Annotated in this window: 11 protein-coding genes; 9 read left to right on the top strand and 2 right to left on the bottom strand. The window is 63.3% G+C overall.

Features of this window, described 5'->3' with window-relative positions; all coding sequences use genetic code 11:
* The first annotated feature begins 7 nt into the window (after positions 1-7).
* From JQ616_RS22260 to JQ616_RS22285, 6 genes are all read left to right on the top strand, one after another.
* Entirely contained in the window at positions 8-2,155 is a 2,148-nt protein-coding gene (locus tag JQ616_RS22260) for an efflux RND transporter periplasmic adaptor subunit (protein WP_212018060.1), read from the top strand.
* Between the two features lie 7 nt (positions 2,156-2,162).
* Positions 2,163-4,163, top strand: a complete 2,001-nt coding sequence (locus tag JQ616_RS22265) for a preprotein translocase subunit SecA (protein ID WP_212018062.1) — start codon at positions 2,163-2,165, stop codon at positions 4,161-4,163.
* A 23-nt stretch (positions 4,164-4,186) separates the two neighbouring features.
* Positions 4,187-5,053 carry an efflux RND transporter periplasmic adaptor subunit gene (locus JQ616_RS22270; protein WP_212018064.1) on the top strand — a complete coding sequence of 289 codons (867 nt, stop codon included), beginning with the start codon at positions 4,187-4,189 and terminating at the stop codon, positions 5,051-5,053.
* 44 nt (positions 5,054-5,097) lie between these two features.
* Positions 5,098-5,367, top strand: coding sequence for a cold-shock protein (locus JQ616_RS22275; RefSeq protein ID WP_212018066.1), 270 nt, complete (start codon positions 5,098-5,100; stop codon positions 5,365-5,367).
* Positions 5,368-5,539: 172 nt separating this feature from the next.
* The gene (locus JQ616_RS22280) at positions 5,540-5,845 is read left to right on the top strand and encodes a hypothetical protein (RefSeq protein WP_212018068.1); all 306 of its coding nucleotides are present in this window, start codon (positions 5,540-5,542) and stop codon (positions 5,843-5,845) included.
* A gap of 530 nt (positions 5,846-6,375) precedes the next feature.
* Positions 6,376-6,990 (top strand): FkbM family methyltransferase, encoded by a 615-nt coding sequence (locus tag JQ616_RS22285; protein ID WP_212018069.1) that lies wholly within the window; start codon positions 6,376-6,378, stop codon positions 6,988-6,990.
* A gap of 128 nt (positions 6,991-7,118) precedes the next feature.
* On the opposite strand, the gene JQ616_RS22290 is transcribed toward JQ616_RS22285, so the two are convergent.
* Together JQ616_RS22290 and JQ616_RS22295 are read right to left on the bottom strand one after the other, a co-directional pair.
* Complete coding sequence (locus tag JQ616_RS22290; RefSeq protein WP_212018071.1) at positions 7,119-7,970, bottom strand: hypothetical protein; 852 nt, start codon at positions 7,968-7,970, stop codon at positions 7,119-7,121.
* Positions 7,967-8,830, bottom strand: a complete 864-nt coding sequence (locus JQ616_RS22295; protein WP_212018073.1) for a substrate-binding domain-containing protein — start codon at positions 8,828-8,830, stop codon at positions 7,967-7,969. Before JQ616_RS22295 ends, JQ616_RS22290 begins: the two co-directional genes overlap by 4 nt.
* Positions 8,831-8,936: 106 nt before the next feature.
* On the opposite strand from JQ616_RS22295, the gene JQ616_RS22300 reads away from it, so the two are divergent.
* The 3 genes from JQ616_RS22300 to JQ616_RS22310 all read left to right on the top strand — a co-directional run bounded on the left by JQ616_RS22300 (position 8,937) and on the right by JQ616_RS22310 (position 14,825).
* Complete coding sequence (locus JQ616_RS22300; protein WP_212018075.1) at positions 8,937-9,212, top strand: hypothetical protein; 276 nt, start codon at positions 8,937-8,939, stop codon at positions 9,210-9,212.
* Between the two features lie 267 nt (positions 9,213-9,479).
* Positions 9,480-12,596, top strand: a complete 3,117-nt coding sequence (locus JQ616_RS22305; RefSeq protein ID WP_212019108.1) for a DEAD/DEAH box helicase — start codon at positions 9,480-9,482, stop codon at positions 12,594-12,596.
* Between the two features lie 675 nt (positions 12,597-13,271).
* Entirely contained in the window at positions 13,272-14,825 is a 1,554-nt protein-coding gene (locus JQ616_RS22310) for a porin (protein ID WP_212018077.1), read from the top strand.
* Positions 14,826-15,054: the final 229 nt, after the last annotated feature.

Here is a 15,054-nt window from a genome sequence, read left to right on the forward strand (position 1 = left end):
GATTGCGATGAACGCGCCATTGCTCAGCAGCTGGTGGTACCGCGTCGCGACGCGGAAGCCGAAGCTGCGTGCGCATGCGCGGTTGCACAGGCACCTCTACCGCGGTGAGGTCTGGTACCTGTTGCAGGATCCGGCCTCGTCGCGCGTGCACCGCTTTACGCCATCTGCGCGTCTCGTGATCTCGCTGATGGACGGAAATCATACCGTCGAGCAATTGTGGGAATTAGCCAACCAGCACCTTGGCGACGAGGCACCGAGCCAGGACGAACTGATCCAGCTGCTCGGCCAGTTGCATTCCGCCGACCTGCTGGAAAGCGACGTCACGCCCGATGTGGCCGAGGCGTTTGCCCGCGGCGAGCGCGAGGAGAAGGCGCGGCATTTCCGCTCCTACGGTAACCCGATGGCGATCCGGATCCCGGTGTTCGATCCGGACCGGCTGCTCACACGCTGCAAAGGACTGCTGCGCTTGATCTGGAGCGGCTGGGGCGCGCTGGTATGGCTGGTGGTGGTGCTGCCGGCGTTCGTTCTGATATGGCCGCACTGGCCCGAACTGACCCACAATTTCAGCGATCGGGTATTGGCCGTTGATAATCTTCTGGTCCTTTACCTGGTATTTCCGTTGATCAAGGCGCTCCACGAGCTGGGGCACGCGTCGGCGACGAAGGCAGGGGGCGGTGAGGTTCACGATCTCGGCATCATTCTCCTGGTCCTGCTGCCCGTTCCGTACTGCGATGCATCAGCGGCGACGGTGTTCAGATCCAAATATCGGCGCGCGCTCGTCGGTGCAGCCGGTATGGGAGTCGAGCTGTTCGTTGCGGCGATTGCCTTTTATCTCTGGCTTCTGATCGAACCCGGGTTGGTGCGCGCCATCCTCTTCAACGTGATGCTGATCGCGAGCGTGTCCACCCTGCTGTTCAACGGCAATCCGCTGCTGCGGTACGATGCCTACTATATCCTGGTTGATCTCATCGAGATGCCGAACCTGGCAGCGCGATCGGCGCGGTATTGGGGATATCTGATCGAGCGCTATGTGCTCTGCGTCCGGGAGGTGGAAAGGCCCGAAGGATCGCGCGCGGAGCGCCTATGGTTTGTTTTCTATGGTTTCGCGTCGACACTGTACCGGATCATGGTCACGATCATGATTGCCTTGTTCATCGCTGGGCAATTCTTCTTTATCGGTGTTTTGCTGGCGCTCTGGGCAGTTGCTGCCATGGCGATCTTCCCGGTCGTCAGGGCGGTGCGGCACCTGCTGGAAAGTCCGCGGTTGCGCAAGCATCGCGCGCGTTCCCTGGCCATTTCCGGCAGTCTGGTTCTCGGCCTCGCAGTCGTCCTGTTCGCCGTTCCCATGCCTTACCATTCCCATGCCGAAGGCGTGTTGTGGCTGCCGGAAGAGGCGATGGTCCGGGCGAGCGCGAACGGCTTCGTTCGCGAACTCCTGGTCACGCCGGGGACCGAGGTCGTTCGCGGAGACCCGTTGATCCAGAGTTATGATCCGGCACTGCTTGCGCAGCTGCGCAGGAGCGAAGCCAAAGTCGCTGAGCTGGAGGCCGAATATGCCGCCCAGTTTGTCGCCGACCGCGCCAAGGCGCAGGTCGTGCACGAGAAACTCACCGCCGAGCAGGCCAACCTCGCCCTTGTTCGCGAACGCGCCGCCGAGCTCTTCACGCGTGCCCGCAGTGACGGTGTGTTCCTCGTGCCGCAAATGGTGGACATGCCCGGCCGCTATTACCGACGAGGAGAGCTGCTCGGCTATGTTGTCGGGAAGACGGTGCCGTTGGCGCGTGTCGTGGTGCCGCAGGAGGCGGTCGATCGCGTGCGTCTGACCACCGACCGTATCGAGGTCCGGCCGGTCGACCAGCCGCGTCTGACTCTGGAGGGCCGCGTGCTGCGCGCGGTTCCCGCAGCCGGCGAATATCTCCCGTCCCCTGCGTTGGGCGTTGAGGGGGGAGGCGATATCGCCGTCGACCCGCGTGATACCAAGGGTCCGAAGACCTTGCAGCGGACGTTCCAGTTCGACATCGCGCTCAACGGACTTGAGGCGGTGGACTACTTTGGTCAGCATGTCTTCGTGCGGTTCGATCATCGCATGGAGCCGCTGTCGGTGCAGTGGTATCGCAGCATCAGGCTGCTCTTGTTGACGAACTTCCATGTCTAGGTCCGGTATGAAGTTGGATCGCCGCGAGCTGGCATTGAGCTGCCCCTATCCCGAGCGGGCGGAAGATGAGCCGGCGCTGCACGACCGGATCGCCCAAGGCCTTATCAACGACCTGATCAAGCCTGCGTTCGGCCGGATTCGCGACCCGTCGCGCGCGTTGCGCGCGATCGTCGGGCATGCGGCAGGGCACGAACGTGCGTTGTCTGTCGCCAGTGACAACGATTTGCAGCAGGAAGCGAACGGCATGCGCACGGCGCTGCGCCGGCGGGGCTTCGTGCCCGAGCTGGTCGGGCGCTCATTTGCACTGGTGCGAGAGGCGGCAACCCGTACGATCGGCCAGCGGCATTATGACGTCCAGCTGATGGCGGGATGGGGACTGCTGCAGGGCAAGCTGGTCGAGATGGCGACGGGTGAAGGCAAGACGATTGCCGCGACGCTGCCAGCGGCGACGGTCGCGCTTGCCGGCTATCCGGTGCATCTGATCACGGTCAACGATTATCTCGCCAATCGCGATGCAACCGAGCTGGCTCCGCTCTATCAGTTTCTCGGGCTCAGCACGGGCGTCGTGGTGCAGGGCATGTCCAAGGCCGAGCGCCGCCAGGCCTATGCCAAGTCGGTGACCTATTGCACCAACAAGGAGCTCGCATTCGATTATCTGCGCGACCGCGTCGCGCTGTCGCGCCGCGGCAGCAGGCTGCATCTTTCGCTCGATAAGCTTCGCGGCCATCAGGAGCGCGACGAAGACCTCGTCTTGCGTGGGCTCCACTTCGGCATTGTCGACGAGGCGGACAGCATCTTCATCGATGAAGCCCGCACGCCGCTGATCCTGTCGTCGTCGATTGGAGCCTCCGGGGAGAAGCTGCAATGCGAGAAGGCGCTCGATTTCGCTACCCAGCTGGTCGCCGGAGACCATTACGCCGTTGATCCAGCCGAGCGATCCGTCCTGCTGACCGCCGAGGGACGGCGGCAGCTTGGCCGCCTGACCGATGATGAGCATGGTGTGTGGACCTCGTCGCGCGCCCGTGAAGAGCTGATGACGCAGGCGCTGACGGCCATCCATCTGTTCAAGCGCGACCAGCACTATGTCGTTGTCGACAGCAAGATTCAGATCGTCGATGAATCGACCGGACGCACGATGCCAGACCGCTCCTGGGAGCGTGGTCTGCATCAGCTGATCGAAGTCAAGGAGAGCTGTGAGCTGACCGATCGTCGCGAGACCATGGCCCGCATTACCTACCAGCGGCTGTTCCGGCGCTACATCAAGCTGGCAGGAATGTCCGGCACCGCGCAGGAGGTCGCCCGCGAGATCAAATCCGTCTATGGGCTCGATGTGGTCCGCATTCCGTTGAACCGTCCATCGCAGCGGACCGTCGTGCCTCCGCGGATCTGCGCAAGCCGGACCGAGAAGCTGAACGTCATCGCCGATACGGTCGAACGGGTGGCGGTGACGGGTGGGCGGCCGGTGCTGATCGGGACGCGCTCGGTCGGCGCATCGGAGGAGATCAGCGCCGTATTGCGGCTGCGCGGGATCGAACATGCGCTTCTGAATGCCAAGCAGGACCAGATTGAAGCTGAGGTGGTCGCGCGGGCCGGGGAGCCCGCGCGGGTCACCGTTGCCACCAACATGGCTGGGCGCGGCACGGATATCGGCCTCGGCAAAGGCGTCGCCGATTGCGGTGGGCTTCATGTCATTCTGACCGAATACCATGACTCGCGGCGTGTCGATCGCCAGCTGTTCGGCCGCTGTGCCCGGCAGGGGGACCCCGGCAGCTGCGAGGCGATCGTTTCGCTCGACGACGATATCTTTATGATCCATGCGGCGACGGCGGCCCACGCCATCCGCAGGCTGTTGGAGGCAAGTTTTGACGTGCCGGTGAGCATTTATCAGGGGTTGCGCAGATTTGCGCAGTTTCAGGCCGAGCGGCGCCACGGCTATGTGCGGGTCCAGAACCTGCGGCTTGATCGGCGTCTCGACCGTTTACTGGCCTTCTCGGGGAGAGGCGAATGAAGATGGCCACTGTATCCAGGCGCGTGGCGCGCGCGACGCGCGAACGTTTCAATGCGATGGCGGCTCTCGGCCGCGGCGTACCGATCCTTCTCGTGTCGACTGTCTTGGGCTGCGTCGATGCGCGCGCGCAAGACCTGAAGCCCGAGGGGCAATTCGATTGCCTGATCCAGCCGAAAATGGTGCTCAAGCTCGGGACTTCGGTACCGGGCCTCTTGAGTGAGGTGCTCGCCGATCGTGGCGACGTGGTCAAGAAGGGCGATGTGTTGGCCCGCCTAGAGTCGGGCGTGGAGCAGGCCGCGGAGGCGCTGGCCAAGCTCCGTTCCGAGAACGATGCGACGGTTCGTTCCAGCATGGCCAAGCTGGAGTTTCAGCGTCGCAAGGACGAGCGGGCGCGACAGTTGCGCAAGAGCGACTCGGTCACGGTTGCGGTTGCCGATGAAGCTGAAACCGGCGCGCGCGTCGCCGAGCAGGAACTCGACGAAGCGAGGGTAAACCTTGCCATGTCGAAGCTGGAATTGACCCGCGCCGCGGAAGTCCTCAAGCAGCGCACGATCCGCAGTCCCATCGACGGCGTGGTGGTGGAGCGAACCTTGGGGCCCGGTGAATACGTGTTCGACCAGTCTCACATCATGACGGTCTCGCAGATCGATCCTCTCAACGTCGAGGTCTATGTGCCGCTCGGCCAGTTCGGCAAGATCCGCGTGGGCGCAGCGGCTGAGGTGTTTCCGGAGGAGCCGGTCGGCGGCAGGTACACGGCGACAGTGACCGTGGTCGACCAGGTGTTCGATGCCGCGAGCGGAACGATCGGCGTTCGGCTGGCGCTTCCCAATCCAAATTACGCAATCCCTGCCGGGCTCAAATGCCGGGTCCGCTTTCCAGGGATTGGCTGAAGGGTTCGTCACGCGAGCTCACGCAGGCAACTGGAGGGAATCGCATGCTGGAGGGCACGATCAAGACCTATCACAATGACCGCGCATTCGGCTTCATCAGGCCGGACGCCGGCGATAAGGACATTTTCTTTCATTTGAAGTCGTTTCCGCCGGGGGTGCTGCCCCAGGCCGGTGCGCGCGTGTGCTACAATCTGGCTCCCGATCAGCGATCCGGGAAGCTGCAAGCCGTGAGCGTCAAGGTGCTCACGAGCGGACGCAGCACTCAGATTTCAACGCAATTCGTGCGGCTGCCGCGTTTGCATCGGGAAGGTTGACCGGCGCCGGCACCCAACTGGCCTGCGCCACGGCCAGCAACGCGAACAGGATGATCCGATCCTTCTTCTTCTGATCCGTGCGTGGGCCGCGGCATTGAAGCAGCCTTCGGCATCCTCGGCCTTGTCAGGAACCACGCCGGCGGCGCGGCCGCCATGCGCCGAAGAGGCGGCATTGGGAGACACCATCGCCCTGGAGCGGCGCGGGCGGACATCGTGCGTGATGCGAACCCGCTCCTGTTGTTCAGACAACACGAATTTCTGCAATGATTTCAATCAACGGAAGCCGCTTAAAATGTCAGAGTGGCTACTGAAAGCACTAGTGCATTTTGAGACTTCCAATCTGAATGGAGACTGGTTTCTCGATCAACTGAGCGCGATAGGAGATCGCGCGAAGGCTGATGCCAGGGCAATGGAGCTGAAAGGCTCCTTTGAGGCTGAAAGGACCCTTTCGATCCCCATCATCGGCGCAAGCCGTTGAAACCGCAGCAAATGCGAACGCCCTCCGAGCGCACCATAAACCCACGCTTGACGTGAAGTCTCGGGCGACCGCAGCGCGGCTCTCGAACAGAATGCGACGGATCAATGCGAGAAGGGCGGCGGCGATGGCTCGGTGGTCTAAGTGCCGTCCGTAACAGACTTCGCATAGTTGTGGAATAACGGTGCATACTTCAAAGCGTCTCGCCGGAGCCGCTCCCTCAAGTGAGCGCTCATCGCTATTTTTGCCCCTCGTCCGGGGGGGGCGTCAGACTCGGCCCTCGCGGGATAACACCGTTATGGGAACACCTAACACGCCGCGATGGTTGAGACGATGCGGGTTTGCGCCCAAGCCCGACGGAGCTACGGCGTTATCGCGAATGTGGATCAACCTCCGAAAATGCCTTCCGTAGCGATCTCGAAGACCGTGCCGTCGCTCCTCGTCCCGCCTTCGGTGGTACCGAACATGTTTCCGGATGGGTCGCGTATCAGACTTCCCGAGGGGGCGCCGCCGTCGGCAGCTCCCGCAAAGCAATGCTGGAGCCCGATCCGCTGATGCTGAAGCACTTCCAGGGTTTCAACGAATGGGGCCGCATCATCGCCGACACCAGGGTTGCCACCCACCGGCTGGACGATATCGTCGAGATCGACGCGATGGATTATCTCAAGGTCGACGTGCAGGGCTCGGAGCTTGCGATCTTCCAGAACGGGCGGCGGCGGCTCGCCGACGCAGTCGTCGTGCAAAGCGAAGTCTCGTTTCTCCCGCTCTACAAGAAGCAGCCGGTGTTCGGCGAGATCGACCTCGAGCTGCGCGCGCAGGGTTTTATTCCGCATGCCCTGATCGAGATCAACGAGCGCATGATCTGGCCGATGCGCGGCGGCAGTCCGTTCGAGGCATTCAATCAGCTGCTCGAGGCCGACGCGGTCTATGTCCGCGATTTCACCAAAGCCGATGCGATGAGCGCGGAGCAGCTCAAGCATCTCGCGCTGGTCGCCCATCACTGCTACGGCTCCTACGATCTCGCCGCGATCTGCATCCAGCATTTGCTCAACCGCGATGCGATCGTCGCCCACGCCGGAAGCAGCTATTTCGAGCTCGCCGCGGCGCATCGCTCTGGCGCCAAGCTGGCTAAGAAAAAGGCTAGTTGAGAGGGACCGGCTGAGATTTCAAGAAAACAGCCAGACCCCGATCGAGCGCCCGGCTGTTGATCTCTTTGCAGAGATCGTGATCCGGAGCGTCCCGGATCACGATCTCATTGTGGTGTTACCTGGCAGTGTTACTTCGCGCCGCCGGTGACGCCGGTGCAGCCGTCGGTCTGCGTGCCCGACGAGCTGTAGGCCGCGATCGCGGTCGGCGAACCGCCGGCCGCACTCGAGGTCAGGTACGCGTTCAGGATGTTGTTGGCCCAGACGCCGTCGAGCTCGTGGAAGCCGTTGTTGCGGATGATCTTGGCGACGTTCGGATCGTAGCCGGGATTGTCCGCGTTCGAGGTCGACGGATTGTAGTCCGGAAGCCCGGTGACCGATCCGCCGAAGAACCAGGCGAGCCAGCTCTTCACCGCAGGCACCCGCGTCCCGGCCGCGTCGCTGTAGCAGCTGTAGACGCTGATGAAGCTTGCGCCGGTGATCGGATAGTCGATCTGCGACTGCGTCGGGATACCGATGACGGACAGGCCGTCATCGGTCACGCCGCCGAGCACGGTGCCGGCGGGGTAGACCTGGGCATACAGGTTCCAGGCATCGTAGCTGCTGGAGATATCCGGCGCGTTCAGGTTGGCGAAGGCCTGCTGGGCATTGGTCGGCGTCGGCGGGACGAAGTTCTGCGCCTTGCCGGTGTTGCCGGCCTGGCCGGGATGGTAGACGCCGAGCAGGCGCAGCCGTTCGTTCTGGACGCTGGCCGAGAGCGGCGCCGCGGCGGTGATCGTGGTGCCGGCGATTTCCTCGGTCACGGTCTGCGCATAGGGCTGGGTGTAGTCGGCGCTGAGATAGCCGATCCGGCCGGCGAAGCGCGGATCGGTTCCGATCTTCAGCGCTTCGTGGTTGCTGCCCGAGGCGCTGATCCAGTGCGAATCCGGACGTTCCTCGTCGTCATCCACGTCATAGGGGTCGCTCTGGTCGGAGCTCTTCACCGCCTTGATTGCTGCACGCCGTTGGCGTCGAGCCCGGGGATCAGCGTCGAGGTGTCGTGCCAGTCGGTCACGGTCGCCGAGAAGATCGCGCAGAGCTGGGCGGCCGAGAGCTGGATCGCTCCGCCGGCCTGGTTGTTCGGCGACAGCGCCGACTGGTTGGTCCAGGTCACGCCCGAGGAAGAGTTCGCGGTGTTGACCGCGATCGCAACCGGGACTTCCAGGGCCGGGACCTGGATCGGCGCGCCGACGACTGAAGTATTGAAGCTCGCGGTCGATTGGCTGAGGACGCCGATCAGCAGCGTGTTCTGCCAGTTGGTCGACGGGACGAAATTGCTGAACGAGATGGTGGTCAGGCTTGAAATCGTGTTGGCGAGCGGCGCATCGCTGGCAGCGAAGTCGAGCCGCGGATAGGGATAGCTCTTGAAATTCGAATTGGCGGTGTCGCGGAACGGCGGCTTCGCCGACGGCTTGCGCACCACGGCAGACGCGGAGTCCGGGCTGCCGCGGAACAGTTGCCGCGCATCGTCGGCGATATAGGCGCGCTGGCCGTTGCCGGAGCCGACGGCGGCGAACAGGCCCTCGACCGAGGTCGAGAACATGGTGCAGCTGGTCGGCAGCAGGTTCGGGCTCGGCGTTCCCGTCGAGAAGCTCGGCGAGAAGGCCTGGCCGTCATTGGCAAGCGTGGCGCCTGCATAGCAGTCGAAGATCTGCCGCAGCGCCAGCGACGACAGCGTGCTGCCGCCGCCATAGATGCCGGGTTGGGCCGCAGCCGGTTGCTGGGCTCCGATCATGGCGGCGGCCGACAACACGACCAGCGAGGTCGTGCCCAGCACGCGTTCGGCGAACGATTTCGTCTTCATGATAACCTTCCCTGTTTTTGTTGCGTGATCTAGCGGCGCCGCGCGACCGCCCGACGGTCTCGTGATGTCCAGAACGTCTCGTTCGATGGCTGTGATTGGGACGGCGATGAAGAAGACCTTGCAGGAATGTCTCAAGACAATCGAAGCCGTTCGACGCGCAGAGCGAACAGCCCTGCGCGTCGCTATCGGCATCGGCGCCGATGTGGCTAGCACCCCTTGGACAATTCGAATGGGTGCGATGCGCAGCCGGCTTGCCGTGATTTTTCGCGCGGATGAATTCTCGGATCAGACCCGCTCTGGTGGTGAATGCGTAGCCGCCACGATCTGCGATCCGGCATTGGCGGCGCGACCTGATGTGAAGGTTGGATTACAAGCGCAATAGCGGCGGCGCTGGCGAAGCACCCCGTTGCCGCAATTGATCCCCAACCCGCCGCTGTTCAACGGGCGTGCGAGACTGTAAGGAGGGCGCGGGCTGCGTGCGTCGGGGGGCGCGGGCGGCCTGCGGTCGCTTGTCATCAGGCGATCGGACTTTCGACATAACGATGGATTTGACGTGGCGAATACCAAGAAGGCCCGCGCCGCTGTTGGCGCGAACAAGAAAAGCAAGGGAGCGGCGCGCTCCGGGATCTCGTCGTCGTCACCGCTCGGCATGCTGGCGCTGCATCTGCTGGAGCAATGGAAGAAGTCCGGCCGTGACGGCATCGTGTTCCTCGCGGACAACGAGAACAGGGCCGAACGCCTCGGCAGTGTGCTGCATTCGCTCGATCCTTCGCTCGAGGTGCTGGTGTTCCCGCGGCTGAACACCTTGCCGTTCGATGGGCTCGAGCCGTCGCGCGAGATTGCCGGCAGAAGGAGTTCGGTGTTGCGGCGTCTTGCGAAGAGCAAGAGGCCGGTGTTCCTGGTGTCGACGGCGGAAGCGATCATGGAGCGGCTGCCGCTGCCCGCGAGCTGGGCGCGGCTGAGCATCAGCCTGAAGGTCGGCGCTATCTATGCCGAGCAGGATCTCAAGGATCGTCTGGAAGCGCTCGGATACGATCTTGACGAAGAGGCGGATTATCCGGGAAGCGTCCTGTTCCACGGCATGACATTCGAGGTGTTTCCCGCCGGTGCGCTGGGGCCGTTCAGGATCGAGCATTCAGCGGGCGTGATTCGCCGTATCGCGGGCGTCGATCCAAACGAGCACGACGTCGTTTTCGACACGCAGGAGCTGCTGATCGATCCGATGTCCGAACGGATCGCGCTGGGCGGCAAGCGGACACAGCGCGCCGCGTTGCCGGATTATTGTCAGCGCGCGCGCTGGATCGCGGACGCTGCGGTGTCAGGTCACGCCGATAGCTGGCTCGGCACGATCAAGGAGGCGGCCGGCCGCCGCGAGGTGGAGCGCGAATATTTCGGGCCCGCCGACTGGAAGCGGCTCGCCAAACGCATGAGCTCGCTGCCGCGAAAGGCCGCGTTCACGGCGACGCCCGATTTCTCGAAGCTCGCCTCGTCGCGGAAGGCGCTCCGCGCCTTTGTCGCGGACACCGAGCGCGCCGGATCGCGGCTGCTGTTCGTCGCGGCGGTCGAGGACGATCTGCGCGCGATGGAGCGAAGCAGCGGGATCAAGGCGGAACGCTGCGCCGACTGGAACGAGGCCGCGAAGGGGCGGGGAGGCGAAGCGGCCTTGCTGGCCGACTTCGATACCGGCTTCATCGGTTCCGGCCGCAAGCCGCTGGTCGTCGTGACGGCGACCGACGTGCTTGGCAGCCGGGCGCATCACCCGCAGCCCATGGCCAAGGCCTGGAGCGCGGCCTTCGATCATCCCGACGTGCCGGAGCGCGGCGCGGTCGTCGTTCACTTGCAGCGCGGGCTGGCCGTGCTCGATGGCTTGCAGACCTTCGACATGGCCAAGGAATCGGCGAAGGGATTATCGCGCGAGATGATCAGGCTGGCATTCGCGGGGGATGATGCCGTGCTGGTCCCGCCCGCCGACCTTGCGCTGATCTGGCCGTATGCGGCGGAGCTCGGCAGGCTGACCTTGGACAAGGCCGATGGAAGCACGTGGTGGGCGCGGCGGACCAGGGCGGAGCAGGAAATTCAGATTGCCGCCAAGGCGCTCGCCAAGCACATCGCGCAGCGTCGCCGCCGGCGCGCGCCGAGGCTGGTCGCTCCCGGCCCCGCCTATGAGCGCTTCGTCGCGCGCTTTCCCTATTTCACGACGGTCGACCAGGCGAAGGCCATTCGCGACGTGCTCGATGATCTCGCGTCGGGGCATCCGATGGATCGCGTGGTCTGCGGCGATGTCGGATTTGGCAAGACCGAGGTTGCGTTGCGCGCAGCGGCGGCCGTTGCGCTGTCGGGCAAGCAGGTTGCCATCGTCGTGCCGACCACCGTCCTGGCAAGGCAGCACGTCGCAACCTTCCGCAAGCGGTTCGCGCCGCTTGGCATCGAGGTCGGAAGCCTGTCGCGCGCGACCTCGGCGCAGGAAATGCGGGAGACCAAGGAGGGCCTGCGCAGCGGCAAGACGAAGGTCGTGGTCGGCACCCAGGCGATCGCATCGAAGGACGTGAAGTTCGCCAAGCTCAGTCTGGTCATTGTCGACGAAGAGCAGCATTTCGGCGCCGCAGAGAAGGCCAAGCTCTCGGGCCTCGCAAAGGGCGTCCATACGCTCTGGATGAGTGCCACGCCGATCCCGCGCACGCTTGCGGCGGGGCTTGCGGGATTCAGGGAGCTCAGCGTGATCGCATCGCCGCCAGTTCATCGGCTGCCGGTCGTGACCAAGACCGCGCCACTCTCGGACGCCGCCATTGCCGCCGCATTGCTGCGCGAGCAGCGACGCCACGGGCAAAGCTTCCTGATCTGTCCGCGCATCCAGGATCTGGAGCCGATGCTGGCGCGCGTGCAGGCGGTCGCCCCGGAGCTCCGCATCGTTTGCCTGCACGGCAAGCTGCCTGCCGACCAGCTTGACGACCGCATGATGAGTTTCGTCGAAGGCGAGGCGGATGTTCTGCTCGCAACCAATATCGTCGAAAGCGGTCTCGACATTCCCCGGGCGAACACCATCGTGGTGTGCTGGCCAGAGAAGTTTGGCCTGGCGCAACTGCACCAGCTCAGAGGGCGGGTGGGACGCGGCGGCACGCGGGCCTTCGCCTATTTGCTGACCGAATCCAGTTCGGAGCAATCCGGCAAGCGCCTGGCGGTTCTGGAGGAGTTCAGCAGACCTGGCGCCGGTTTCGCCATCAGCGAGCGCGATCTGGATCTCAGAGGCGCCGGCGATCTGCTGTCCGAGCGGCAATCCGGCCATGTGCAGGTGTTCGGGCCGGTGCTCTACAGCCATCTGCTCAAACAGGCATCGGAGAAGACCAACGACCGGGCCGCCGATCTGTGGGTGCCCGATCTCAACCTTCCGCTCGCGGATCTCTTGCCCAAGAGCTATGTGCAGTCGGAATCCATGCGGCTTGAAATCTATGGCCGCGCCGCCAGGTGCCGCAACGAAGACGATCTGGAAGATCTCGAGGAAGAGACCTCGCGCCGATTCGGCAAGCTGCCCGCGGCCGGCCGGGACTTCTTCGCGGCGGCAAGACTCAGGATCGATTGCAAGCGGCGCGGGATCGTGCGGCTCGATGTCGGGCCGGAGGCTGTCGCTGCGACGTTCCTGCCGGGAAGGCTGCCGAAATCCAGGGCACGTTCGCTCCAGCGCGACGGCGATCGCGTCTTCTACTCAGACAAGACGAACGAGCCGCCTTTTGAGCGGATCGAAGACCTGCTGGATATTCTGGACGAGTGAGATGCGACGCTGCGCCAGCGGCTCCGTCCGACTCACGCGTCCTGACATCTCAGTGACATCTAGCTTCGCTACTGGACATGCCGCGTAACCCGTCCGCCATCGTCTGGCCTGCTCCGAGCAATCGGAATGCCCCCTTCCAGGTCCGAGTCGGCGGTATCCGAGGCGGGCTATCTCGTTCAGATGCCGGGTATTTTTAAGCCAGAATAATGGGCGAGACGGCGGAATCAGCCGTCCCCAAATCGGCTCCAAATTTCGTTTTCTCCGTAGGATTACGCGTTTTGCACACCGTTCCGCCCGGTGTTGCCCAAACTTGTGCCCGCCAACGGTAACTTAAATATTCGCCTTAGATATCAATGGCTTGTTTCGTCATCGCTGTTCAAATGCCCGTGATATTTGTGCAACATTTGCCCGAAAACAGCCGCAACTCATCCCAAACCCAGCGGTCTTTTGTTGCGTGATCGGGGGCCTTCTGTCTCATATGGAACTGCGACGGAGGGGGGCATCCCAAGGTCGTCCCGTTTTAGGTGGTTCGCTTAAGTCCCTCGCGTTCATGCGGGTGTGTCCGAAGGCGCGAAGCGACTGAGCGGGGTTTAAGGGACAAAGGGAACCAACCTAGGGTGTTTTACCCGGCGGATCCGGAACCTTCCCTGAGATAGAGCAACTTGGAGGTTTAACATGAAGATGGTTAAGAGCCTTATCCTCGGCTCGGCGGCGGCACTCGTCGCGGTCGGCGGAGCTCAGGCGGCCGATCTTCCCGTCAAGGCCAAAGCGGTCGAGTACGTGAAGGTTTGCTCCCTGTATGGTCCCGGTTTCTATTACATTCCGGGCACCGATACCTGTATCAAGCTGGGCGGCTACCTGCGTGTCGACGTTCTTGCGAACACGAACTCAGACAACACCGGCAACACCTCGGGTGCTGGCGCTGCCAACAACCGTTTCACCAACGGTTACACCTGGCGCTCCCGTGAAGATCTGAACATCGATACGCGCACCGCGACCGAATACGGCGTGGTCCGCACCTTCTTCGATGCGACGTTCTCGTGGACGTCGGACACCTACGCTGGTCAGGGCAACGGCACCACCGTTTACTCGCCGATCGGCGCGGTTTCCGCTCCGAACAACGCCAACGCCGGCGGCGTTGCTGGCGGTACGGTTGGCGTCTACTACGCCTTCATCCAGTTCGCGGGCTTCACCATCGGTAAGGCGGTCTCGCAGTTCTCGGCTCCGTGGGCCAACTATCCGGGCAACAACTTCGACGGTCTCGTCGGTGGCGGCGGTACGATCACCGGTGTGAACCAGTTCACCTACACCGCGCAGTTCGGCAACGGCGTGTCGCTGTCTCTGTCGGCTCAGGACCAGTCGGCCTACTATCAGGCTGGCGTGAACAACCTCGGTGCAGCACCGGGCGCGCTCGGACCGTACGGCACCCCCGACTACGCCGGCACGATCTCTCCGGATTTGGTTGCGATGCTGCGCGTCGACCAGGCTTGGGGTCTGTTCCAGGCGTCGTTCGCGGCGCATGACAACCACGTGGCCTACTACGGCGGCACTGAGCTGTCCGGTCATCCCGACGACAAGTGGGGCTGGGCTGGTCAGTTGGCCCTGTCGATCAAGAACATCCCGACCGGACCTGGCGACACCATCAACATCCAGGGCGTCTACACCAACGGTGCGACGCGCTATAACATCCAGGACCTCGCCGGTTCGGCAGGTGCGAACACCATCTTCAGCGGCACCGGCCTTGCTGGTGCTTACCAGAGCGTCGGTTTCGGCATTGCGCCGGACTCGGTGTTCATCAACGGTGGCTCGCAGCAGTTGATCACGACCTACGGCATGCGCGGTGCGTATGTCCACAACTGGAACCCGAACTGGAACACCAGCATCTACGGTGCCTGGGCTGGGGTTAGCTACAACAGCACGTCCAAGGGCTACATCTGCGGCCCGGCTGGCAATGGTGTTGGCGGTTCGTTCGGCGCTACGTTCGGTACCGCTGGCCTGACCTCCTGCAACCCCGACTACAGCATCGCGCAGATCGGTACCCAGACCCAGTGGACCCCGGTCAAGAACCTGACCTTCTCGGCCGACTTGGTCTACACCATGCTGGATCAGAAGTATGGCGGCACGATCACGTATCCGGGCAGCGCTGGTATCGGCAAGCCCGCCGCGGTGTACGAGCTGAAGGATCAGAACACTCTGCTCCTCATGCTCCGCGCTCAGCGCAACTGGTAATACCGGTTGATCTGACTGTGATCTAACAGAGCCCCCGGCGCCAAAACGCCGGGGGTTTTGCTTTGGATAGGAGTTCGGCGTGGTCGTCAGCCGGTGGGCGACACCAATGTCCCTGCGCTGATTTGTGCCTCGGCTTTTCAACGCGAATGCTCCGTCCCGCTCGCCTCCTAGCGGCAGTGGACGTCCGTGCTTGTCGCGAAAACGCGCTTGAATGGCTGCGACGCATTGA

Origin of the sequence: Bradyrhizobium tropiciagri (assembly GCF_018130545.1) — a bacterium.
GTDB classification, from domain to species: domain Bacteria; phylum Pseudomonadota; class Alphaproteobacteria; order Rhizobiales; family Xanthobacteraceae; genus Bradyrhizobium; species Bradyrhizobium tropiciagri_A.